Here is a 22,700-nt window from a genome sequence, read left to right on the forward strand (position 1 = left end):
TCCCCGGCGCACGCGCATCCGACAGAATCAAACCCCATGGACGTGACCGCGCACCTGACCCAGCTGACAGGTGCCTCGGTCGCGCACCTGGAAACCCTCGGCCACAGCCACGCCTGGACGCTGTACCGAGCCCAACTCGCCGACGGGCGCGAGGTATTCGTCAAAGCGCTGCCCGACGCCCCCGAGCCGCACACGGGCAGCCCCGAGCCGGACACCGATCGCACCACCGCGGATCCCGGCCCATCCACCGCCTCGGGGGCACTGCGCGCGGAAGCGGCAGGTCTGCGCTGGCTGGGCGAAGCCGACGTCGACCTCATACCGCCGGTGCTCGCCGCCGATCCGGTGATGCTCGTCCTGCCCTGGCTGACAACCGAATCCGCGACCGCGCCGGTCGCCGAGAAATTCGGTCACGACCTCGCCGAAATGCACGCCCTCACCCCGGAGAGCTACGGCGCACCCTGGCCCGGATACATCGCCACCCTCCCACTGGACAACACACCGAGCACGGGGGAGTGGGGGAGCTGGTACGTCGAACGACGACTCGCGCCGTATCTCCCCGCGGCGCAACCCCATCTGGGCCGAGCGGGCGTCCGCCTGATCGAGGAGGTCATCCGCCGCATCGACGACCTCGCCGGACCACCTGAGCCGCCCAGCCGCATCCACGGCGACCTCTGGTCCGGAAACCTGCTCTGGACCGCCGACCGCGCCGTACTCGTCGACCCCGCCGCACACGGCGGCCACCGCGAAACCGATCTGGCCATGCTCGCCCTGTTCGGCGCACCACACCTGGACCGCATCGTGGCCGCCTACCACGAACGCACACCCCTGAATTCCGGCTGGCGGCAACGCATTCCACTGCAGCAACTGCACCCGCTGTTCGTGCACGTGGCGCTGTTCGGCGGCTCCTATCGCGGCATGCTGCTCGCCGCCGCGGCCGCCGCCCTCAAGGGCTAGCGCTCACGGCACCGCCGTGTGCTCGATCGTGCGTCCGTTCGACAGCTGCCTGTGTCCTGTCTCGGTAGAGGATGCAAGTATCTCAATCATATGTGCATGGAAATATGCGCATCTACGCATTGGAGCGCCTAGTATGTCGGGGTCCGGCAAGAGTGCCTCTCAAAGGAAAAACAGCATGGGAGAAGGGGAGGGGTACCGCCGTGGCTGCCGGGTGTTGTCGGTGTGTTGGGCTAGCGTCTGGCGGGTGGAGTTGCAGCGGATTCATCACGTCGCGGTGATCGCCTCGGACTATGAGAAGTCGAAGGCGTTCTATACCGAGGTGCTGGGATTGCGGGTGCTGGCCGAGCACTATCGGGCCGAAAGGCATTCGTACAAGCTGGATCTCGCGTTGCCCGATGGTGGGCAGATCGAACTGTTCTCGTTCCCGGACGCACCGCCGCGGCCGTCGCGGCCGGAGGCGATCGGGTTGCGGCACCTGGCGTTCGTGGTGGCGGATGTGGGGGAGGCGCTGGCCGAACTCGCGGACAGGGGAGTGGTGGTCGAGCAGGTACGGGTCGACGAGTACACGGGGAAGCGGTTCGGCTTCTTCTTCGACCCGGACGATCTACCCCTCGAACTGTACGAAGCGTGACAGCGCCCAGGCGATGGAAATGCGATTAGTTAATGGAAATATGCGCATCTACGCATGTTCATTTGATTCGAAACGAATCTGAACTCGCGGACAACGCAGTCGCGCCTCCGCGCCAATCCCGTTGAACAACAGCCGAGGATGCCGAGCGGTCGCCCGATTCGGCGCTCCCATACGATGGTCGCCATGACCAAAGTGCTCCTGAAGACCTCCGCCGGGGATATCACCCTGGAACTCGACGAGGCCAAGGCGCCGAAGACCGTCGCGAACTTCGTCGACTACGTCAAGGCGGGCCACTACACCGATACGATCTTCCACCGGGTGATCCCGGGCTTCATGGTGCAGGGTGGCGGCTTCACCGCCGACATGAAGCAGAAGCCCGCCCCGAACAAGGTGGAGAACGAGGCGAACAACGGTCTCAAGAACGACAAGTACACGATCGCCATGGCGCGCACCATGGATCCGCACTCCGCGAGCGCGCAGTTCTTCCTCAACTCCAAGAACAATGATTTCCTGAACTACCCGGGCCAGGATGGCTGGGGCTACACCGTTTTCGGCAAGATCGTGGAGGGCACCGACGTCGTCGACGCGATCGAGGGCGTGCGCACCGGCTCCAAGGCCGGCCACCAGGATGTGCCGGTCGAGGCCGTCACGATCTATTCGGCCGAGCTGGTCTGACACCTTCCCGCTGTACAGCGAACGCCCCGGATTCGAGAGTCGAGTCCGGGGCGTTGTTCTGTGTCCGGGGTTTGTGCGCTCAGGCGTCCAGGACGCGGACTTCGCGCTTGACCACGGGCGCCTGCACGGACCACGGGAAGTTGATCCAGCGGTCGGTGTGCTTCCAGACGTATTCGCAGTCGACGTCCGAGCGCGGCTTCTGGTAGATGACCGCGCAGCGGACCTCGGCGACGTGGTCCTGGCAGAAGTCGCGGACGAGTTTGAGGGTGGCGCCGGTGTCGGCGACGTCGTCGGCGACAAGGACTTTGGCCCCGGTGAGGTCGACGACGCTGGGTACCGGCGGCAGCATGACGGGTAGGTCGAGGCGCTGGTCGACACCGGTGTAGAACTCGACGTTCATGACGTGGAGGTTCTTGACGTCCAGGGCGTAGCCGAGGGATCCGGCGACGAAGAGTCCGCCGCGGGCGATGGAGAGGATGAGGTCGGGTTCGAAGCCGTCGTCGGCGATCTCCTGGGCCAGTTCGCGTCCGGCGATGCCGAACAGTTCCCAGCTGAGTTCTTCCCGATCGCTCATTCCGCACTCCATTCTTCGGTCCTGCGTGGCCGTTCAGGCGATCATACGAGGGTGCTCACGGCTGGTGGGTGATGGTGTACCAGAGCAGTGCGAGGGTGCCGAGCGCGAAGATCGGTACCACGATGAGGGTTTCGATCTTGTTGCCGGTGCGGTCGATGAGCGGTACGCGCGTTCGTATCTTGAGCGGCCAGAGCAGGCGGCAGCCGCGGTCGGTGAGACAGTCGCCGATGAGGTGGGCGAAGGCGCCGAGCCCGACGGAGAAGGGCAGCCAGGCGGGTTTGTCGCTGATCCAGTGGTCGATGGCGAAGGTGCCGCAGGCGGCGAGGATGACGACGGTGCCCCAGGCTTTGACGCTGTCGCCGGTGGGTGCGAGGTTGAGGGCGCGTACGGCGAGGGCGAGTAGGAAGAAGACCAGGGCGAGGGTGAAGTTGCGGCCGATCCAGTGTTCGCCGGCCCAGGTGCCGTAGGTGATCAGGGCGACGAAGGCGAAGGAGTGGGTGCCGTGGCGGTGTCCGCCGGAGATGGCGGAGATGGCTTTGCAGGCGTAGTGCGAAACCGGGCCCAGCACATGGGAAATGGTGCCGGAGGGGTGGTCGGCGTCGGGTAGCAGGGCGGCGCCGGCGGTGAGGAAGGTTCCCATCACCAGGTCGACTGCCCTGATGTTCCCGGATTGCATTGCGGGATAAGTCAATACGGTGAGCGGTAGCGCTGCGGCGGCCGCTGACCAGGCGAGCGCGCCACTGGTGGCGTGTGAATGTCCTAGCACCACTTGAAGGTTAGCGCATCTAGCTGGACTCTCGTTCAGGTCTGGTGGTGAGCTGAGCTTGGTTGGGCGGCAGGGGTTTCGGTTTCGCGGTGAGCGGGGATTCGTTGCCGGTCATGGTGGTGGCGGCGGCGGGGCCGTTCCAGCCGCAGGGGAGTCCGCAGGTGGCGATGATGTGTTCTTCGGTGGTGCCGTCGTCGAATCGCGCGGTGTAGGTGGAGGCGCGGGCGGGGTAGCCGCAGAGCGGGCATTTGCCGAAGTAGTTGAGGATTTCGCGCACGTCGGAGGAGCGGACGGTTCTGCGTGGGGCGGTCATGCCGGCAACACCTTTCGTTGCTCGCCCATCGTAGTGATTATCGAATTCTTGTGCAGCCATGAATATTTCGGCGGTCGGGAAAGGTTGCGGGGGTGTGTGGGGGGTGTGCGGGGCGGTGAAATAGTCTCGGGTGGATTGCGCTTTCCGCTCAGAGAGGAACGGACATGTCGGTAGCGTCCGCGGTGAAGGATCAGATCCAGCAGATCGGCGGGGGGTTCATGTTCTCCCGGGAGGCGAAGGCTTTCGCGTCGGGTGTGGGGCCGGGGTTCATGCCGGGTTATACGCGGGGCCGGGGTGGGGTGCTGGGCGAGGTGGACGCGGATGTGGTGACCGCGGCGTTCGGTTTCTTCCCGGCGGATTCGGTTAGGGCGGCGTGGGAGTCGGCCGCGGGTGTGTCGGCGGCGGAGGGCGCGCGGGGTTATCTGGCGGCGTGCCAGGATTTCGGGCGACGCAAGCTGGCTTCGTTCGCTCATGCGGAGCGTTTGGCGGAGTTGCTGGATAGGGTTGTGGGGGCGGCTGATCCGGCCGGGGTTGTGCTCTTCGCTGGTTGGCGGGCTTTGCCGCAGGCGGAGGATGCTCCGGCGCGCATTACGCATTTGATTCAGGCGCTGCGGGAGTTGCGTGGCGGTTTGCATTTGATGGCGGTGCGGGCGTGTGGTTTGGCGCCGCGTGATGCGGTGTTGATCGCGGGTTCGCCGTTGCGTTCGGGTCCGGATCAGGCGCGGTTGTATGGCTGGTCCGAGCCTTTCGGTGAGATCACTCCGGAGTTGAAGGGGCGTTGGATGCAGGCTGAGGCGTTGACCGATGAGTTGATCGCTCCGGTGTGGGCGGTGCTGGATGATGGGACGGCGCGGGAGTTGGTGGAGTTGTTGACCGCCTGTCATGCGACCGTGTTCGGGCCGCGCTGATATGTCGCGGGTGGCGCATCTGCGGGCGTTGATCGATCATCCGGGGACGGGTGCGGGTGAGCGGGCGGCGGCGCAGCGCATGCTGGATCGCATTATGTCCAAGTCGGGTGCGGGATCGGATGATCGGAGTTATGGCGCGCGGTATGCGCGGTTGGGCAGACATGCGGATCTGGAGTCGATCGCGGCGATGATTCGTGATGATCTGGCGTTCGTGCGGGTGGTTTTCGCGGATGCGCCGCTGGTGGATCATGAGTCGGCGGTGGTGGATCCGATTCGGGATGCTCCCGAGGAGATCACCTATTCGGTGGTGGGTTTGCCGCAGGAGAACAGTATTGAGATCACCATCGAGGGTGTGCCCGCGGAGTGGGGTGGCGGTGAGGGTGTGAGTCCGCAGCTGCGGCGGTTGGCCGATGAGTTGGTGGATTTGTTGAACAGCTACAACCATGATGGTGAGGCGATCGGGAAGCGGTTCTTCGCGCGGGTGCGCACGCCGCACGAGACGCTGGTGTGGTGAGTGGGTGCGGGTCCGAATGTGGGCCCGCACCTTATCTTTTTCAGTGGTGCGGGAATTCAGCGGTGCAGGAATTCCAGGCTGATGCGTTCGAAGGCCTGTTTGGCTTCGATCATGACCCAGTGTCCGCATCGGGGGAAGATGTGGAGTTCGGAGTGGGGGATGAGTCGGAGCGGCATCATGGCCATATCGGGTGGGCATTGCCGGTCGTCCTTGCCCCAGGCGAGTAGGGTGGGGCATTGGACTTTGTGGAGCATGGCCCAGTAGGGCGGGGTGGGGGAGTTGGCCAGGAATTGTTGTTGTAGTGCGAAGGATTCGGAGCCGTACATGGCTTTGAGGGCCCGTTGGGATTCGGGGTTGGCGGCCAGTTCCCAGCGTTCGTCGATGATGTCGGCGGTGACGGTCTCGGGGTGGTAGACCATGCAGTTGAGCCAGCGGATGAGTGCGTCGCGGCTGGGGGAGTCGGCGAATTCCTGGAGCAGGCGGGTGCCTTCGCTGGGGTTGGCGCTGAAGATGCCGGTGCCGACCCCGCCGATGGAGATGATCTTGCTGATGCGGTCGGGGTGTTTGACCGCGACATTGACCGCGACGACTCCGCCCATGGAGTTGCCGATCAGTGGGGCGTTGTCGATGCCCAGGGCGTCCATGAAGCGGATGACCGAGTCGACGGCGGAGAGCACCGGATGCGCGCCGGGGACGGGGTCGCTGATGCCGAATCCGGGGAATTCGATGACGTAGCAGTGGAAGTGCTCGGCGAAGACGGCGAGGTTTCCGCGATAATTGCGCCAGCCGCTGACGCCGATCCCGGATCCGTGCAGCAGGAGCAGGGGTGGTCCGTCGCCGGCTTCGTGGTAGCGGATGACGCCCTGGTCGGTGCGGATTTCGCGGCGGGTGTTCTCGTAGGTGATGTCCACCCACGCCAGAGTAGAACACGTTACAGTTACGGGCTTCAATGGATTCCATTGGGCGAGCACGGAAATGCGGGGGAGAGAATGTCCGACGGCAAGGTGTTGCGCATCGCGCAGCTCAATATCGGATCACTGCTGGAACCGCACTGGGAGCGGCGGCGGCTCGAGATCCTGGCCTGGCTCGAACGCCTCGACCCGGATGTGCTGTGCCTGCAGGAGGTCTGGGAGACCGGACCCGGCACCAATACCGCGGGCTGGCTCGCCGGCCACGCCGCGCCCGGGCGATGGCACTGGTGTTTCGGCGGATATCCGCTGCCGAAGGAAGCCTGGCATGATCAGAGCCTGCTGTTCGGGTCCGCCATCCTGAGCCGATGGCCCATCGAACGGCATGAGGTGTTCGCGCTGCCGGTGGATCCCGCGCCCGCGGACGCGCACCCCTCGTATCGGATGCAGGCCGAGCTGCTGCACGCGCACACCGCCGGAATCGACGCCTACAGTACGCATCTGGCCCCGCCGCCCGCGCAGGCCTATCACCGGGTGCGCCAGGTCCTGGCCATCGATGACGCGATTCGCGCCACCTGGGATCCGGGCACCGCCATGCCCGCGATCCTGTGCGGGGACTTCAACGCCAAACCGCAATCGGACGAGATGCGGTTCCTGGGGGCCACTGCGGTGATCGAGGGCCGCAGCACCTATTACGTGGACGGGTGGGCGACGCTGCGCCCCACCGAACCCGGCTACACCCTCGATCCGCTCACCAATCCGCAGGCGCGGTTCCTGAATGTGCCCGCCCAGCGCATCGACTACATCCTGGTGGGCGATCCGTTCCTGCGGCCCGGGGGAGCGGGCCGAATCCTGAACACGGACTTGGCTTTTCACCAATCGCTGACCGGACCGCTGGCCAGTGATCACTACGGGCTGGTCACCGACATCGCCTGGCCGCAACGCCCGGAATAGACCTGCTCGTTCCGATTGTGCCGATATGGCGGGTATGGCACAGTCGAGCCGCGGTAGGAAGGCGGTGCAGGGCCGCCGCAGCAGAGGGGTACTCGGCTATGTCGCAGTATTCGGTGACCGGGGAATCCGGTGAGGTGTACCAGATCGCGCTGGGGGCCATCGGGTCCGGGGGCGGACCGCGCCGCTGCCGGGACGGTAGCGGGCGCGAACGGATCTACCGGGAATACCGGCAACCGGTCACGGATCCCGATGCGATCGGATTCGCCGAACAGGCACTGCTTTTGGGGCGCGAGATCGTATTGGCCGCGGAATCCGAGCCGGGATCGGGGGAATGGGCGGCCGCGTCGATCAACTGGCCCATCGACCTGGTGATGCGGGACCGGGCATTGGCCGGGGTCATCCTGCCGCTGATCCCCGCGGAATTCCTGGACGCCGACGGGAGGCCGCGAACACTGGACGAACTGGTGGGGGAGCACCCCGCTGAAGCGTACTTCCGTGTCGGAGTGCTGATTCGGGTCTGCGATATCTTCCTCGTGCTCGAGGAACGCTATCTGGCCCTGCCCGGCATCACCGAACAGAACCTGGCCTGGAGTCGCACTCAGCCCCGCGCCCACCTGATCGACTGCGACGGCCTGCGCCCAGCCCTGGGCCCCGACCAATACAGCGGCCGCCTGGCCCTGGCGAACCTCATCCGCTGCGGATTGTTCCTGGCCCCGGGCATTCCCGAAGATCTCGACATCCGCCTGCGCATGCTCCTGGACCGCGCCGACACCGCCGCGCCCGAGAACAAACCCGGTGCGGAGGAGTGGCTACACGGTCTCAAAGCCGCCTTCCTGACCGCCGACGGCAGCGCCTACCGCACGGACATGCTCGACATCATCGACCGCCCCGCCCCGCCGGTGCCCTTCCACACCGCCTGCCCGCGGCCGCCCAGACGCTCCGGTGGCCGGGTAGCGGGAATCCTGTTGGCCGTCACGGGCCTTCTCGCCGTGATCGCGCTCATCGCGCTACGCGCGGGTGACCCCGGCGCCACCGAAGCCGCCGCCCCCAACGCCGCCCCGGCCACGGCCCCCTTCGACCCGGTCACCCTCGACCAGGCCGTCACCGACACCACACCCTTCACCGCCGAGGCACTGCTCCCGGCCACCTTCCGCGATGGCAGGAATATCGAATACACCCGCCGCGCAGGGGGAGTGAAGGACTGCATCACCAAGGGCATGTCCCAGAACGTCAAGCAGATCCTCACCGCCTACCACTGCGCCCAGCAGGTCGGTGGTTCGTACATAGACCAGTCCAACCAAATCCTGGTGTCCATCAACGTGATAGCCCTGCCCACCCTCACCGAGGCCACCACCCTCTACAACACCATGAAGGGCCACACCCAGGACTGGACCATCTGGTGCCCCACGTCGGGCCCCGGCTCCACCCTCTGCGACAGCGACGCCGGTTCAGCCACCCGCACCGCCTGGGGCTCCACCTCCCACCGCTACATCTACAAATCCACCGCCCTCTACCTCAACCTCTCCACCGACCCAGCCGCCAAACTAACCCTGGCTCCCGCCGCCGAGGCCGCCGTCAAACAGGCAGGGCCCAACAACTTCTGGCATCAGTGAGGTTCGCAAGCTCTATGTGGGGAGGGGAGGGTTCCGTACGCCGTAACTTTACATAATGTAGATTATCGGTAGTTTTACGGCGGCAGGCGGGAGGGGTTGATGATCTTGTGCGACAGGCTGTTTCGCGGGAATGCTCGGTGCTCGGCTAGTCTGCCGGGCTGCCCGGAAAAATACCGGCGCGGTGTTGGTGTGGCGTGTGCGTGACGTAACCCGTTGCCGGAGTTTATTTTTCGGTGAATCTTGGATTCGCCGGAATATTTCCTAATACGACGAGGATGGCGGATCGGGGTCCGATTCGGGGTTCTCGGGACCTTGATGCCGCTTCCCTGGCACCCTGGGACCCTCGGTCAAAACGTCACTGTGACAGAATGATTGGGGCTTCGGGGTTAGTATTCGATTCGGTCGGTGGGTGTGTTCGTGGCTGGGGTGTCGCGCGGGCGGGTCGGGGCGGCGGTGAGGTAGAACGAGGGTGGCGATGATGAGGATGTGGGCGGTGATCGCCTCGCCCGGCAGGGGGCGCTGGTGAGTCCGCCGCCGCGGGTGCGGATTTCGAAATCGGCGCGGTCGACCGCGCCGAGGCACACGCTCGCGCCCAGGATGGCCAGGCATATCAGGAATCGAATGGTAAAGCCTGTGTTCTGATCGTGGAGTTCGGAGGTTGGGCGGGCCTGTCCCCCACGACTTCGGCTCCCCCGCAACCTTATTCGTCACAGTGACGCATTGGGGTGGGGTGGCTACCTCATGCGTGCGCTGTTCATCGGTGCGGATCGGCGGAAACACCACCGGCGTGGTCAGCCGTGGTGGCGGCGGTAAGCGGTGACCGCGCCCGGATGCAACGGGACGGTGCCGGTGCCGATCAGGGAGCGGGCTTCGAGGAATTGGGTGCCGGCGGCCTCGGCGGGCACGAGCGAATCGGCGTGGGTGAGCAGTAGTTCGGTGAGCGCGTCCGCGGTGGAATCGGGAAGTGCGGGCGCGGCCACGAGCAGATTCGCCACACCAATGGTGCGGATCGCGGGTGCGCCGGGATAGGTGTCGGCGGGGATCAGGACCGGATCGTAGAGGTAGCCGAAGCGTTCGCGCATCGGCTCGGTCAGCGACCCCAGATCCAGCAGGCGCAGCTGCGGGACCGCCAAGGCGGCGGTGGGGACTCCGCCCGCCCACAGCAGGGCATCGATCCGTCCCTCCCGCAGTGCGGTGGCCGCCTCCTGGAGCGGGAGATGGGTCCGGGTGAGAGTGTCGGGGGCGAATCCGGCCGCGGCGAGCAGCATCTCCCCCGTATGCGCGGCACCCGATCCGGCCGCGCCCAGGTTGATGCGCGCACCCCGCAGATCCGTGACCGCGCGGATCGGTCCGTCGGCGGCGACCGCGACCTGGAGATAGTTCTCGTATACGCGGCCGATCGCGGGTGGTGGGTCCGGGCTGTCCACCACCGAATCCGCCAGCACCAGTGCCACATCCGCCGCACCGCGCGCCAGCAGGGCCAGATTGTCCGCCGAACCCGCGGTGGTCACCGTGTCGATCCGCAGGCCCGATCCGGCGGTGGTGCGGGAGAGCAGTTGCGCGAACGCGTAATAGAACCCGCCCGACTCCCCCGCCGCCAGCCGCACGGTCACCTCTCCCCCGCCCGAACATGCCGATATCGCGGCCGGGAGCGCCAGTCCCGCCGCCATCGCGCCCGCGCCGCGCAGGAATCCGCGCCGTCCGATCATCGTGGCTCCGATCATCGTGGCACCGTCGCGGGCAGGCGCACGATGACCGCGAGCCCGTGCGGGTCGACCGGGCGTACGGTGAGAGTTCCCTTGCGCGCCTTGGTCAATGCGGCCGCGATGGACAGTCCCAATCCCGATCCGCCGATCCCGTCGGCGGACGAGCCCCGGAAGAAGCGGGTGGTGAGTTCATCGAGTTCGGTGGCGGGCACCCCGATTCCGTCATCGGCGATCGTGACCGTGACCCAACCGGGTTCGGCGGTGATTGTCAGCGAGGTGGTGGTGCCCGGGCCCGCGTATCGGCACGAATTGCTCAGCGCCACATCGAGAATCTGGGCGAGAGTGTCCGCCGAGACCGCCACCTCCGCGTGCTCGAGCGGGATGGGTGCTGCGGGAACATCGGACCGCAGCGCGATCGCGGGCGGATCTTCGCCCGCAAGATCGGCGACCACCTCACCGCTTCGGCCGGTAGTCACCGTCGGAGTGGTCGCCGCTGTCGTCACCGGGCCGCTGGACCTGACCGGGGTGGTGGACGTCGCGGGGCCGGGTAGGGCGGCCGGTGTCGCCTCGTGGCCGGGGCGCTGTGCCGCAGGGGTGGGAGCGCTCCGCGGTGCGCCGATGCGGGTCAGGGTCATGCCCGCGGTGTCGAAGGCGGTGTGCCAGGCATCGATTCGGTCGTCGATGACCCCGGCCGCCTCGCAGGATTCGGTGGCGGGCATCGCGGTGGGATCGAAGTCGGTGCCCTCGGCCACCGCCAGATCCAGCAGCCCGTCCAGCAGCGCGGTCAATCGTTCCACCTCTCGGGTCGCACCGCGCAGGGTGGGCAGTGCCGCGCCAGCGGTCCCGGGTTCGAGGGAATCGAGTCGGATGGTCAACGCGGCCAACGGGTTTCGCATGGCGTGCGCGGTGTCGTCGATGAGGCGGCGTTGCGCGCGAGCCGAATCACGCACCGCCAGGGCCATGGTGTCGAAGGATTCGGCGACCGCGCGCAACTCCGGTGGTCCGCCGTGATGGCGGGTGACCGGGGTGGCGATGCGCGGTTTGGGCAGGCTCGCGGTCAATTCGGCCACCGACCCCGAGAGTCCGGCCAGCGGGCGCAGCACCCAGCGCGAGAGCACCAGCGCCAGCGCGGTGAACACGGCCATGGCCAGGAGTCCGCCGACTGCGACAATGCCCCACACCCGGGTGATATCGGTGCGCGCGGCCCGGGTGGAGGCTTGGATCAGTACCGCCCCGTCCACGTGCGCGTCACTGCCTACGGGGCGGGCGATGAGCAGGACCGGCGCCGCCCACGGGGTCAGCCGGGCCACGGTGGCGGTGCGCTGATTGCGCCGGGCATCGCTCAACGCCGAGGCCACCACCGGATCGTGTTGGTCCACACCGGCATTGACGATCGCCCCGCCGCGCCCGTCGACGACCAGTACCGGTTCGCCGTACAGGTCGTGGTAGCGCTCTACCTCCATGGTCAGGGCGCGATTGTCCCCGGTGGCCGCGGCGGTCACCGTCAGCGCGGCCAACCGGTCCGCGTCCCCGGTGCGGCCCAGGATCAGCTCCTGGGTGCGTGAGGTCGCCGCGGTCAAACACAACGGCACCGCGAATGCCAGCACCGCCAGGGTCGCGAAGACGGTGAGGGCGATCAGGAGTCGGCGGCGCACTATCGCCGCCTGTCGGTGCGTGCCTGCGGCTCAGGCACCACCGGCTTATCCCGGCGACGAGCGCGCTCGCGGTAGCGCCGCGATCTCGCGCGCACCATGCGCGCGGGCATGGTCGCGCCTCGTGTGGGGCCGCGCCGAGTGTTCCCGCGCGATCGCGCCTCCGCGGCCCCCGCGGGATCGCGGGCTGTGGGCGGGGCGGGATCGCGGGCTGTGGGCGTGTGCGAGCGCACTATTGGCCCCACCGGTAGCCGTAGCCGCGGATGGTGGTGATCAGGCCGGGGCGGTCGAGTTTGGCGCGCAGGCCGGTCATGTGCACGTCCAGCGAGCGCGAGACCGCGACGAACGCGTCACCCCAGATGCGGTCCATCAAGACCTGTCGGCTCACCGCCGCGCCGGGGCGCTCGACCAGGGCGGCGACGAGTTCGAATTCCTTGGGGGTGAGCCCGATATCGACACCGCCGACCTCGACCCGGTGTGCGTTCAGGTCCACGCGCACATCCCCGGTCTCGACCGTGCGGGCGGGGGGTGCGGTGAGTTGTGCGGCGCGGCGGGTGACGTTCTCGAGGCGGGCCAGCAGTTCGGCGATGCGCGCGGGTTTGACCACGTAATCGTCTGCGCCGCCGCGTAATCCGCGCACGATGGAGCGTTCGTCGTTGCGGGCGGTCAGGATGACCACCGGGACCGTGCTCACCTCGCGGAGTCGGCGCAGCACGGTCAGTCCGTCGGCGTCGGGCAGGCCCAGATCGAGGATGACCGCGTCATAGCCGCGATGGGAGGTGAGCAGGTCCGCGCCGCGGCGCAGGCGGTCCGCGCGCAGCCCGCGCGCGGTGAAGGCTTCGACGAGGGCGTCGCCGACCCCGTCGTCGTCTTCCACTACCGCAAGGCGCATGGGTCAGATTCTCTCAATGCCGTCTCAGCGGGCCGTGCTCAGCGTCGCCGGGGTCGCGGCGGGGGCGTCCTCGGCGTCGATGGTGGAGGCCGCGGAGGTTTCGCGCATGAAGAAGTAGGTCGCCAGCGAGATCAGCACGCACGCGGACACGTACCAGAAGTACAGCGATTCGTGTCCGGCCTTCTTCAACGCCAGTGCGATCATCTCCGCGGTGCCGCCGAAGATGGCCACGGTCAGCGCGTACGGCAGGCCGACCCCGAGGGCGCGAATGCGGGTGGGGAACAGCTCGGCTTTGACGATCGCGTTGATCGAGGTGTAGCCGGTGATGATGACCAGTGCGGTGAGCATCAGCGCGAAGGCCGCGACCGGGTTCCGGGTGTCACCGAGCAGGGTCATGATCGGCACCGTGCCCACCGTGCCCAGCACCCCGAAGGTGATCAGGAGTGTGCGGCGGCCGATGCGATCCGAGAGCGCGCCCGCGATCGGCTGCAACACCACGAACACCAGCAGGGCCAGGAAATTGATCCACGCCACCGTCGATTTGGAGATGCCCGAGGTGTTGACCATGAACTTCTGCATATAGGTGGTGTAGGTGTAGAACGCGACCGTGCCGCCCAGGGTCAACCCGACCACCAGCAGGCATTCGCGCGGATATTCGAGCAGCACCCGCAGCGAACCGCGCGTGGACTTGGCCTGGGGCGCGGCCGATTCGGCGGTGAAGGACTGCGATTCGTCCATGCCGCGGCGCAGCAGCATCACCACGATCGCCCCGGACGCGCCGATCAGGAATGGGATTCGCCAGCCCCAGGAATACATTTGCGCCGAGGACAGGAACTGCAACAGCACGATTTGCACCCCGAGCGCGGTCAACTGCCCGGCCACCAGGGTCACGTACTGGAAACTCGAGTAGAAGCCGCGGCGTCCCGACGAGGCCACCTCGGACAGGTAGGTGGCGCTGGTCGCGTACTCCCCGCCCACGGACAGCCCTTGGAGCAGTCGTGCCAGCAGCAGGATGAACGGTGCGGCCAGACCGATGGTGGCGTAGGAGGGGGTGGCGGCGATGATGAGCGAGCCCGCGGCCATCACCGTCACCGACAGGGTCAGCGCCGCGCGCCGCCCGAACCGGTCCGCGTACCGGCCCAGCGCCCAGCCGCCGATCGGGCGCATCAGGAAGCCGACCGCGAAAACCGCTGCGGTGGAAAGCAATTGGGCGGTCGAATCACCGTCGGGGAAGAAGGATTTGGCGAAGTACACGCTGAACGCCGCGTAGACGTACCAGTCGTACCACTCCACCAGGTTGCCGATCGAGCCGCGCAACACATTGGCCACCACCCGGCGCTCACCACCGGGTTCGATCCTCGTCATGGGGTTCTCCTTCCACGGGTGCCGCATCGCATCCCGGCACCACTGTGGCGGGCGACACAGGAGTTCAGAAGAGGTCCCGGCCGTTCTTAACGCTCCCTTAGGCCGATCGCCGATGTCCGCAATCGGCCACCGCGTCACCCATCGAGCCTTTACTGTCTGAGATGCAGTGGTGGGTGAGTGGATCGAGAAGCGTTATGGCAGAGATAATTACGTCCCCGGCGGCGTTCCAGCGGACCGCGGCGATCGACCCGGACGCGATCGCGGTGCGATCCATCGGCGGCGAGCAGGCATTGACCTGGGGTGAGTACGCGGCGCAGGTGCGGGCGGTGGCCGGTGGCTTGAGCGCGCTGGGCGTCGGGCGCGGGGACACCGTGGCGTTGATGATGGCCAACCGGGTCGAGTTCTACCCGCTGGAAGTGGGGGCACAGCACGCGGGCGCCACCTCGTTCTCGGTATACAACACCTCGAGCGCGCAGCAGTTGAAGTATGTGTTCGAGAACGCCGGGAATCGGATCGTGATCTGCGAAGCCCAATACGTCGATCGCATCCGCGCCTCGGGCGTGCCGATCGAAACCATCGTGTGCGTGGACCGGCCGGTGCCCGGGACCCTGTCGGTGACCCAGCTGACCTCGCTGGTGCGCCACGACTACGACTTCGAGGCGACCTGGCGGGCCGTCACCGGCGAGGACATCGTCACCCTCTGCTACACCTCCGGGACCACCGGAAACCCCAAAGGGGTGGAGATCTCGCACGCGAACCTGGCCTTCGAATGCCAGGCGTACGCCTCGGTCATGCCCGTGCGCTTCGGGGACCGGATCACCTCCTATCTGCCGACCGCTCATATGGCCGATCGGGTCACCAACCTGTACCTGCACGAGTTCTACGGCAGCCAGATCACCACCGTCCCCGATCGCGCCCGGTTGGGTGCCGCGCTCGTGGACGCGCGGCCCACCATCTGGGGTGCGGTGCCGCGCGTATGGGAGAAACTCAAAGCGGCCGTGGAATTCTCGGTCGCCGCCGAAACCGACCCGGACCGCCACAAAGCCCTGACCTGGGCGCTCGAGGTCGCGGGCCGCAAAGCCCAGGCGCAGCTGGCGGGCGTGCCCCTCGATGACGTGCAGGCCGCGCAATGGGCCGAGGCCGATGAGCGCGTGCTCTCGGGGATCCGCGCCGCCCTCGGCCTGGATCAGCTGCGCTGGGCGCTCTCGGGCGCCGCGCCCATTCCGGCCGAAACCCTCGGGTTCTTCTTCGGCCTGGGCATCCCCATCTCCGAAGTGTGGGGCATGTCCGAACTCACCTGTATCGCCAGCGTCAGCCCACCCGACCAGGCCCGCCTGGGCACGGTCGGCAAACTCCTGCCCGGCCTGGAATCCCGGATCGCCGAGGACGGGGAATTCCTGGTCCGCGGCCCGTTGGTCATGCGCGAATACCGGCGCGAACCCGGCAAAACCGCCGACGCCCTCGACCCGGACGGCTGGCTCCGCACCGGGGACATCATCACCAGGGACGACGAGGGCTACCTGCGCGTGGTGGACCGCAAGAAAGAACTCATCATCAACTCCGGCGGCAAGAACATGTCCCCGGCCAATATCGAGAACACCATCAAAGCCGCCACCCCGCTCATCGGCGCGATCGCCACCATCGGGGACCGCCGCCCCTACAACACCGCCCTCATCGTCCTGGACGCCGAATCCGCCGAACCCTATGCCGCCCAACACCACCTGGGCGACGCCTCCGCCGCCGCGCTGGCCACGCACCCCGAGGTGATCTCCGACATCGCGCGCGGCGTCGCCGCCGGCAACGCCCACCTCTCGCGGGTCGAACAGATCAAACGCTTCCTCATCCTGCCCACCTTCTGGGAGCCCGGCGGCGACGAGATCACCCTGACCATGAAACTGCGCCGCAACCCCATCGCCGACAAATACGCCGCCGACATCGAACGCATGTACACCGCCGACCTCGGCGACGGCGTGCACGAACCCGCCGAGGTGTAAAGAGCGGGTGAGCATGCCGATTCGTGTGCGATAGCACTCGGCGACGACGAGAACCGATTCACCCCCCGAATTCCTCGACCGGGTCAACGAAGCCCTGGACATCGTGCTCGCTGACGGAGCCCATGCGCTGAACACCACCGGCATGGCCGCGCTCATCCGAGCCAAGCGGGACAAGAGGATTCAGGCGGCGTGCGCGTCGATCACCCAGCAGGCGGCGGTGTAGCGGACCTGATCGCCGCGCACGAACGGCTCGAACGCCGCGCGCACGACCTCGATCACCCGTGCGCGTGTGGACTCATCGACCTCGGGCAGTGCGAGCCCGACGGGGCCGAAATGGGTGAAGTAGTGGATCAGCGCGTCCTCGGGCATCGCGCACTCCACATCGGCGGGCCGGATCGCGATATCGGACCATCCGCTCTCGGTGAGAATGCCGTGCACGCGCTGGTCATCGGCGAAACCGAACTGGCCGGGCGCATCGGGGACGCGCGCGGGCAGATCCGGCAGCAGCGGCGCCGCGGCACGCTCGGCGGTGGTCATGAACGGATTGTCCTGCGGACCCCGCCACACCAGCAGGCGCAGTGCCGCACCCGGCCGGGCCGCGGCCCGCAGATTCGTGAACGCGGCCACCGGATCCGGGAAGAACATCACCCCGAACCGCGACATGATCAGATCGAACCGCGCGGGCTCGAAATCGTAGGTTTGCGCGTCGGCGAGCAGAAAACTCACCGGCAGGCCCGCATCGGCGGCGCGTTCGCGGGCCGCGTCGATCATCGGCTCGGAGATATCCACTCCCACACAGCTTCCCGGCGCACCCACCCGCCGTGCCGCGGCGAACGTGGTGGCCCCGGCCCCGCACCCCACATCCAGGATCCGCAGCCCCGAGCCCGCGATCACCGGTTGCACCAGCAACTCCTCGAGCGGTTTCATCACCTGATCGAGCAACCCCTGCGACTGCACCCACACCTGCCCCGAGCGGCCGTTCCAGCGACTGCTCTGCTCATGGGTCCGCGATTCGGTGGCCATGGGATTCTCCTTTACTCGCCGGGAAGTGCGGTGCACACTCCACCTTGTCAGTTCAACCCGGCTCGAGGTCAACCATGCGCTCGGATACGGACCTGGATATCGGTGAGGTCATCGCCCGCTCGGGCGTGCCCGCCTCCACCCTGCGCTACTACGAACAGCGCAACCTCATCGCCTCCACCGGCCGCCGCGGTCAGCGCCGCCAATACGCCCCGGACGTCCTGGTGCAATTGGCGCTGATCGCGATGGCGCGCGGGGCCGGATTCACCCTCGACGACATCGCCGCCATGTTCACCGACGACGGTCGCCCCCACATCGATCGCACCCTGCTCGCGGACAAAGCCGACGCACTCGACCGCACCCTCGCCGAGCTCACCACCGTGCGCGACACTCTGCGCCACGCCGCCGCCTGCCCCGCGCCCACCCATATGCAATGCCCGACCTTCCGGGCCATGCTCACCGCGGCTTCGGGCATCGCGCTCACCTGAGGACGGACCGGATGACCAAGGTGCGCAACGGCATATCGAATTCCCCGGACGCGGTCTCCGGGCGCGCCCGCAGATAGGCCGTGATGCGCGCGAGCACCTGGGCACGCTCATCGGGTGAGACCACCAGGGTGTGCGAAGCGGTGCCAACGCCCACCGCACCCCCGCGAGCGGATAATCCGGTCGATGCTCGTCATAGGCGTTCGCGTGCGCGCCGAACGAACTCGCCCGGCGCGCGTGCACGACCGAATCCCGTTGCCCGCCATCATGTCCTGCGCTCATCCGGCCATGCTAGGCCGCCGCGGTCAATGCGAGTGCGCGTACAGGTGCGGCAGCAGGTGTTCGGCCACGGCGGCGGGGTGCTCCGCGTGCAGGAAATGGCCGGTATCGGGGAGCTGCGCGGCCGGGATCCCGGCGTGTGCGGCCAGTAGGCGTTGCAGATCCGGGGACATGCAGCCGTCATGGCCGCCGGACAGGGCCAAGGTCGGCAGGGCGGCGGCGGGGGCGGTGATCAAGGCGTGGAAATCGCGGGTGGGGGCGCGGTGCACGGTGAACAGCGAACGGTAGTAGCGGGTGGCGGCCCACGCGGTCGCCGGATCGGTGAAAACCCGTGCGGTGGGCGCGAAATCGGTGTCGGAGAACGACCAGTCCGGGGACCAGCGATGCCACAGGCGGCGGACCACGGCCGCGTTGTCGCGGGTCAGCAGGCGCGGGGACAGGCCCGACTGCATCACCGGAATATATGAAGACATCAGGGTTTGGCGGGGCAGATAGCGGGCCGCGGCCGGCGGGAAGCCGCCACCGAACGGCGGGATCGCCAACTGGGTCAGCGAAAGCCACTGGCGGGGATGACGTTTGGCCAGCACCATCGCCGCGAACGCCCCCCAGTCATGCCCCACCAGATGCGTCGGTGGACCACCCAGGGCGCGATGCCAGGCCGCGATGTCCTGCGCGACCGCGATCAGGTCGTAGCGGGCGGTGCGCGAGGCCGACTCGGGGGTGTACCCGCGCAACCACGGGGTCAGCACCTGGAAACCGGACTCCACCAGCAGCGGGATCAGCCCGTCCCAACTGTGCGGGGTATCGGGGAACCCGTGTAACAGCATCACCAGCGGTGCCTCGGCCTCCCCGAAATGCCGGGCCGACAACAACAATCCGTCACGCCGCAACTCCAGCGACTCACCGGGATCAGCCGATGTCATGACAACCTCTCTTCGAACGCGATCCACCCCGCCGCGGCCGAGCGCACCGTGGGGCGCACCGCCGTTCGAGGCGCCCCGGCCGTTCCACCGCGCGCGGCGGAAAGACAGTGGGAGTGCAGCACGGCCACGTACCCCCGGCCGCACCCGCCGGAAACGGCGAGTGCGGTTGTGCGACAACATATTCGAACGACCCGACCGGCGACGGGAAAACTCGCGTACCCACCCGGAGTGACCCGCCCAGTGGGATTCGCCGCGCGCCCGGAGCCGGGGTACCGCAGCGACACGGGACGTCGTGCGAACCCGCCGATACGCCTCGCCTCGTGCAATCCCGACCTCACCATGTGCCCACCCGGGCGCGAGGTGCTCGCTCAGCGGCCCCGCCACACCGGGGCACGCTTCTCGACGAACGCGCGCATCCCCTCGCCCGCATCCGCCGAGGACAGCGCGGCCGCGGCGACCTGACCCTGGCGCGCGAACGCCTCGCCCGTCGACCAATCCGGGGCCTGGTCGATGATCTGCTTACCGGCATCGATACTCAACGGGGCGTTCACCGCGACCCGCTCGGCCAACTCCAGCGCCGCCTCCAGGGCCTTGCCGGGCGCGGCGACCTGATTGATCAAACCCAGATCCGCCGCGCGCGCCGCGGTGATCGGATCACCGGTCAGGGTCAACTCCATGGCGATGGCGCGCGGCAGCCGCTGGGACAGGCGCAGCACACCACCGCCCACCGCGACCAGCCCGCGCTTGACCTCCGGAATACCGAAGGTCGAATCCTGCGCCGCCACGATCAGATCCGCCGCCAGCGCCAGCTCACAGCCACCGGCCAGCGCCGGACCCTCCACCGCGGCGATGAGTGGTTTGCGCGGCGGCTGGGACACGATGCCCAGGATGCCGCGCTTCTCGGTGACCGGCACCTCCCCGCGTGCGGCGGCCTTGAGATCCATTCCGGCACTGAAATATCCGCCCGCACCGGTCAGAATGGCGATGCGCGCGTTCGGATCGGCCTCATAGGCGTCGATGGCGCGCTCGAGACCCAGCGCGGTCGCCAGATCGATGGCATTGCGGGCCTGCGGGCGATTGATCGTGATGATCATGACGTGACCGCGGCGCTCGATCAGCACCGGAGCCGGTGGCGGGGCGGGCAGTGCGATCGGCTCGGTGCCGCTCACGCGCACCGAATCACCGGAGACGGTGACCGGCAGGCCCAGCCAATCGGTGTCGGTCAGCGCGGTCAGCGTCCGCGCATCGGTGCTGCGCACCAGGATTCGCTCACCGGTGGCGGTGAGCACGCTCAGGATCGCCGCCTCGGGCGCGCCCTCGCGGTCATAGGGCAGCGTGTACGCCTCGACCACGCCCGCGCCCTCGTACCCGGTGCGGGCCGGGCGCGCGGCGGGATGTTCGATCACCGGGGTCAGATGCCGGTACGCCGCGGTCGGCGGGGTCGCCGAATACACCCCGATCGCGTGTTTGGTCAGATACCAGCCCAATGAGGTGGCCAGACCGAAGGATTCGGGTTCCGCGCGCAACCGCCGCACCATGGTCGCGACCGCGTGCCCGCCGTAGTTGTTGCCCGGACCGCCACCGAAGGTCAAACCACCGGTCACCGTCAGCGCGCGCTGGGGATCATCGGCGTCCAAACCCAATTCGCGGGCCGCGATCTGCACCGCGACCGGGAAACACGCGTACAGGTCCACATGGGCGATGTCCTCGATACCGCGGCCGGTGTGCTCGAGCACCGCCGCACCCAGGGCGCGGATCGCCGGGGACGCCGCCAATTCGGTGCGCTCGGACACGAACCACTCATCACTGCCCGATGCGCCCGCGTGCAGGAACACCCATTTGTCCTGCGCGATCCCGGCGGCCTCGGCGGCCGCGGCACTGCACATGATCAGACCGCTGGCCATATCGACGGTCAGGTTCGCGCATTCGAGCTTGGTGTACGGCGCGGAGATCATCCGATTCGCCTCGGACACCGTGGCGATCTCCTCGGCCGTGAACTCCTGCGGCTGCCAGGCGTTCGGATTGTCCGCGGCCACCGCCGAGAACCGCGACCACAATTCGGCCACCGCGCGCGCGTGCTCGGCGGGGGTGCGGCCCTGGCGATGCCGGTTCGCCGACTCGAGCAGCGCGTACATATTGATCGGGGCCAGCAACCCCGCCGCGGTCTCGGGCGCGTTGTTGGCGGGCTTGTCGATACCGACCGTGCGCGTGGGCCGCACCTCCGAACCCTGGCGCGGCCACTGCAATTCGACCCCCGCGCGCTGGGCCGCGGCCTGGGTGGCACCGGCCTCGGCGCCGGTCACCAACACGATGTCGTAGTCCCCGGCGGCGATCGCGGCGGCGGCCTCGTTGATCACCAACTGGCCACCGTCCCCGCCGAAAGGACTGGACTGCACCGTCTGCACCGGACCCGCACCCACCGCGGCCGCCACCAGCGCACCCAGATCCCCGTACTGCCAGGAGGTCGGCGATACCGAGAACACCGCGTCCGCGCGCTCGAGCAGGCCCGCGCCCGCACCGGTATCGGCGGCCGCGGCCCGCAACGCGCGCACCGCCAACTCCGAAGGATCCGGATAGCCGGGATCGGGGGTGCGCGTGACCACCTGGCCCACACCCACCAGCACCGGCGTGGTCGGGGCGAGCATCGCACCGGAAGCCTTGTGCCGCACCGCCTTGCGTGCCGCTCGCGCGGGCTCGGCGCCCGCCGCGGCGATCACCGCGGGCAGGCCCGCCAGCGAATCCCGCAGGGCGTCACCGAGACTGCGTGCCACCGTCGCACCCAACGGCCCCTCGATCGGCTGCCCCGCCAACCCGGCGTCCAGGTGCACCACCGCACCGGAGTCGTTGCCGCGCACCGTGATCCACAAACCCAGCACCAGCCCCTGCGGCCCGGTACCGCGCAGGTGCAGACCGGTGTCGGTCACCTCCCGCACGGTCCAGCGCAGATCCGCCGGAATCCCCATGAATTTGGCCACCTGCGCGAACTCGAGGCCCGCCTCGGCCTGCCCGGGCCCCTCACCCCGCCAGCCGCCGTGGAAGGTGATCCACTCCGGAATATGCTGCAACCCGGTCAGATACGCGCTCACCCGCGCCGCATCGGCCGCGATCGCCTGCGAGGCGTACGCCGAGCGGGTGAACTCGCTCAACCCCTCCGGCGGCACATGATCCCCGATCGGCACCGCCACCGGCTCGGAGATCTCGCGCCCGGTGAACCCGGCCACCAGATCCCGCACGATCCGCGGATCGCGCCGCACCGCCCCGAGCAACTCACCCCCCGCCCGGATCTGCTTGCGCACGGCACGGAATCGATCGAACCCGGGAACCGCAGTCACCTCGGGACCTCCTCTTCGAGGGTGAGAGCATCAATGCCTCACCGTATCGCCCACACCCGGCAAACGGGAGGGCAGATTCGGCCGCAACCGGTCGGCGGGGACCCGGCCACCACCGCGCCGGAATGACCGGCAGGCGTAGACCGGGCCCGATCACCGGCCCGCCTCGCGGCCGGATCGTCATCGGCCCTCAGGCGCACTTCTCGCGCACCGCCCGGTCCCCGCGGGTGCTTGCCCGACTGTCG

Annotated in this window: 21 protein-coding genes; 9 read left to right on the forward strand and 12 right to left on the reverse strand. The window is 67.9% G+C overall.

What is annotated here, in order from left to right; translation table 11 throughout:
- The first annotated feature begins 36 nt into the window (after positions 1-36).
- The 3 genes from NA10_RS03535 to NA10_RS03545 all read left to right on the forward strand — a co-directional run bounded on the left by NA10_RS03535 (position 37) and on the right by NA10_RS03545 (position 2,260).
- Positions 37-954, forward strand: a complete 918-nt coding sequence (locus tag NA10_RS03535; RefSeq protein WP_067563288.1) for a fructosamine kinase family protein — start codon at positions 37-39, stop codon at positions 952-954.
- 244 nt (positions 955-1,198) lie between these two features.
- On the forward strand, positions 1,199-1,585 hold the full coding sequence (gene gloA2, locus NA10_RS03540; protein WP_067563291.1) for an SMU1112c/YaeR family gloxylase I-like metalloprotein: 387 nt from the start codon (positions 1,199-1,201) through the stop codon (positions 1,583-1,585).
- Between the two features lie 183 nt (positions 1,586-1,768).
- Positions 1,769-2,260, forward strand: coding sequence for a peptidylprolyl isomerase (locus NA10_RS03545; protein ID WP_067563875.1), 492 nt, complete (start codon positions 1,769-1,771; stop codon positions 2,258-2,260).
- A 79-nt stretch (positions 2,261-2,339) separates the two neighbouring features.
- On the opposite strand, the gene NA10_RS03550 is transcribed toward NA10_RS03545, so the two are convergent.
- From NA10_RS03550 to NA10_RS03560, 3 genes are read right to left on the reverse strand one after another with little or no spacing between them, the layout of a single operon-like run.
- Positions 2,340-2,834, reverse strand: a complete 495-nt coding sequence (locus NA10_RS03550) for a phosphoribosyltransferase (protein WP_067563294.1) — start codon at positions 2,832-2,834, stop codon at positions 2,340-2,342.
- Positions 2,835-2,889: 55 nt separating this feature from the next.
- Positions 2,890-3,600: a metal-dependent hydrolase gene (locus NA10_RS03555; protein ID WP_067563878.1), complete on the reverse strand. Its 711-nt coding sequence runs from the start codon at positions 3,598-3,600 to the stop codon at positions 2,890-2,892.
- Between the two features lie 19 nt (positions 3,601-3,619).
- Positions 3,620-3,913, reverse strand: coding sequence for a hypothetical protein (locus NA10_RS03560; protein ID WP_067563295.1), 294 nt, complete (start codon positions 3,911-3,913; stop codon positions 3,620-3,622).
- 164 nt (positions 3,914-4,077) lie between these two features.
- Here NA10_RS03560 and NA10_RS03565 point away from each other — a divergent pair, with 164 nt between their 5' ends.
- Both NA10_RS03565 and NA10_RS03570 read left to right on the forward strand, forming a co-directional pair.
- Positions 4,078-4,821, forward strand: coding sequence for an SCO6745 family protein (locus tag NA10_RS03565; RefSeq protein ID WP_067563297.1), 744 nt, complete (start codon positions 4,078-4,080; stop codon positions 4,819-4,821).
- Between the two features lies 1 nt (position 4,822).
- A complete protein-coding gene (locus tag NA10_RS03570; protein ID WP_245677036.1) occupies positions 4,823-5,335 on the forward strand; it encodes a hypothetical protein in 513 nt (170 codons plus the stop codon).
- Positions 5,336-5,391: 56 nt separating this feature from the next.
- Here NA10_RS03570 and NA10_RS03575 read toward each other — a convergent pair whose 3' ends face one another.
- Positions 5,392-6,246: an alpha/beta fold hydrolase gene (locus tag NA10_RS03575; RefSeq protein ID WP_067563304.1), complete on the reverse strand. Its 855-nt coding sequence runs from the start codon at positions 6,244-6,246 to the stop codon at positions 5,392-5,394.
- A gap of 78 nt (positions 6,247-6,324) precedes the next feature.
- On the opposite strand from NA10_RS03575, the gene NA10_RS03580 reads away from it, so the two are divergent.
- A complete protein-coding gene (locus NA10_RS03580; RefSeq protein ID WP_067563306.1) occupies positions 6,325-7,197 on the forward strand; it encodes an endonuclease/exonuclease/phosphatase family protein in 873 nt (290 codons plus the stop codon).
- Positions 7,198-7,295: 98 nt separating this feature from the next.
- Positions 7,296-8,810: a hypothetical protein gene (locus NA10_RS03585; protein WP_067563307.1), complete on the forward strand. Its 1,515-nt coding sequence runs from the start codon at positions 7,296-7,298 to the stop codon at positions 8,808-8,810.
- A 791-nt stretch (positions 8,811-9,601) separates the two neighbouring features.
- On the opposite strand, the gene NA10_RS03595 is transcribed toward NA10_RS03585, so the two are convergent.
- The 4 genes from NA10_RS03595 to NA10_RS03610 form a co-directional block, all read right to left on the reverse strand.
- Positions 9,602-10,519 carry a TAXI family TRAP transporter solute-binding subunit gene (locus NA10_RS03595; RefSeq protein WP_067563312.1) on the reverse strand — a complete coding sequence of 306 codons (918 nt, stop codon included), beginning with the start codon at positions 10,517-10,519 and terminating at the stop codon, positions 9,602-9,604.
- A gap of 11 nt (positions 10,520-10,530) precedes the next feature.
- Positions 10,531-12,171, reverse strand: coding sequence for an ATP-binding protein (locus NA10_RS03600; RefSeq protein WP_067563314.1), 1,641 nt, complete (start codon positions 12,169-12,171; stop codon positions 10,531-10,533).
- A 229-nt stretch (positions 12,172-12,400) separates the two neighbouring features.
- Complete coding sequence (locus NA10_RS03605) at positions 12,401-13,060, reverse strand: response regulator transcription factor (RefSeq protein ID WP_067563317.1); 660 nt, start codon at positions 13,058-13,060, stop codon at positions 12,401-12,403.
- A gap of 24 nt (positions 13,061-13,084) precedes the next feature.
- Positions 13,085-14,425, reverse strand: a complete 1,341-nt coding sequence (locus NA10_RS03610) for an MFS transporter (RefSeq protein ID WP_067563319.1) — start codon at positions 14,423-14,425, stop codon at positions 13,085-13,087.
- Between the two features lie 194 nt (positions 14,426-14,619).
- On the opposite strand from NA10_RS03610, the gene fadD11 reads away from it, so the two are divergent.
- Positions 14,620-16,419 carry a fatty acid--CoA ligase FadD11 gene (fadD11, locus tag NA10_RS03615; RefSeq protein ID WP_067563322.1) on the forward strand — a complete coding sequence of 600 codons (1,800 nt, stop codon included), beginning with the start codon at positions 14,620-14,622 and terminating at the stop codon, positions 16,417-16,419.
- Positions 16,420-16,599: 180 nt separating this feature from the next.
- On the opposite strand, the gene NA10_RS03620 is transcribed toward fadD11, so the two are convergent.
- On the reverse strand, positions 16,600-17,442 hold the full coding sequence (locus tag NA10_RS03620; RefSeq protein WP_067563325.1) for a class I SAM-dependent methyltransferase: 843 nt from the start codon (positions 17,440-17,442) through the stop codon (positions 16,600-16,602).
- A gap of 74 nt (positions 17,443-17,516) precedes the next feature.
- Here NA10_RS03620 and NA10_RS03625 point away from each other — a divergent pair, with 74 nt between their 5' ends.
- Positions 17,517-17,927: a helix-turn-helix domain-containing protein gene (locus NA10_RS03625; protein WP_067563331.1), complete on the forward strand. Its 411-nt coding sequence runs from the start codon at positions 17,517-17,519 to the stop codon at positions 17,925-17,927.
- On the opposite strand, the gene NA10_RS36390 is transcribed toward NA10_RS03625, so the two are convergent.
- The 3 genes from NA10_RS36390 to NA10_RS03635 form a co-directional block, all read right to left on the reverse strand.
- A complete protein-coding gene (locus NA10_RS36390; RefSeq protein ID WP_157556010.1) occupies positions 17,920-18,081 on the reverse strand; it encodes a hypothetical protein in 162 nt (53 codons plus the stop codon). The two genes, NA10_RS03625 and NA10_RS36390, sit on opposite strands and share 8 nt — an antisense overlap.
- 148 nt (positions 18,082-18,229) lie before the next feature.
- A complete protein-coding gene (locus NA10_RS03630; protein WP_067563333.1) occupies positions 18,230-19,126 on the reverse strand; it encodes an alpha/beta fold hydrolase in 897 nt (298 codons plus the stop codon).
- 368 nt (positions 19,127-19,494) lie between these two features.
- Positions 19,495-22,458 (reverse strand): crotonase/enoyl-CoA hydratase family protein, encoded by a 2,964-nt coding sequence (locus tag NA10_RS03635; RefSeq protein ID WP_067563335.1) that lies wholly within the window; start codon positions 22,456-22,458, stop codon positions 19,495-19,497.
- Positions 22,459-22,700: the final 242 nt, after the last annotated feature.

This window comes from Nocardia acidivorans NBRC 108247, from assembly GCF_001625085.1.
Lineage (GTDB): Bacteria > Actinomycetota > Actinomycetes > Mycobacteriales > Mycobacteriaceae > Nocardia > Nocardia acidivorans.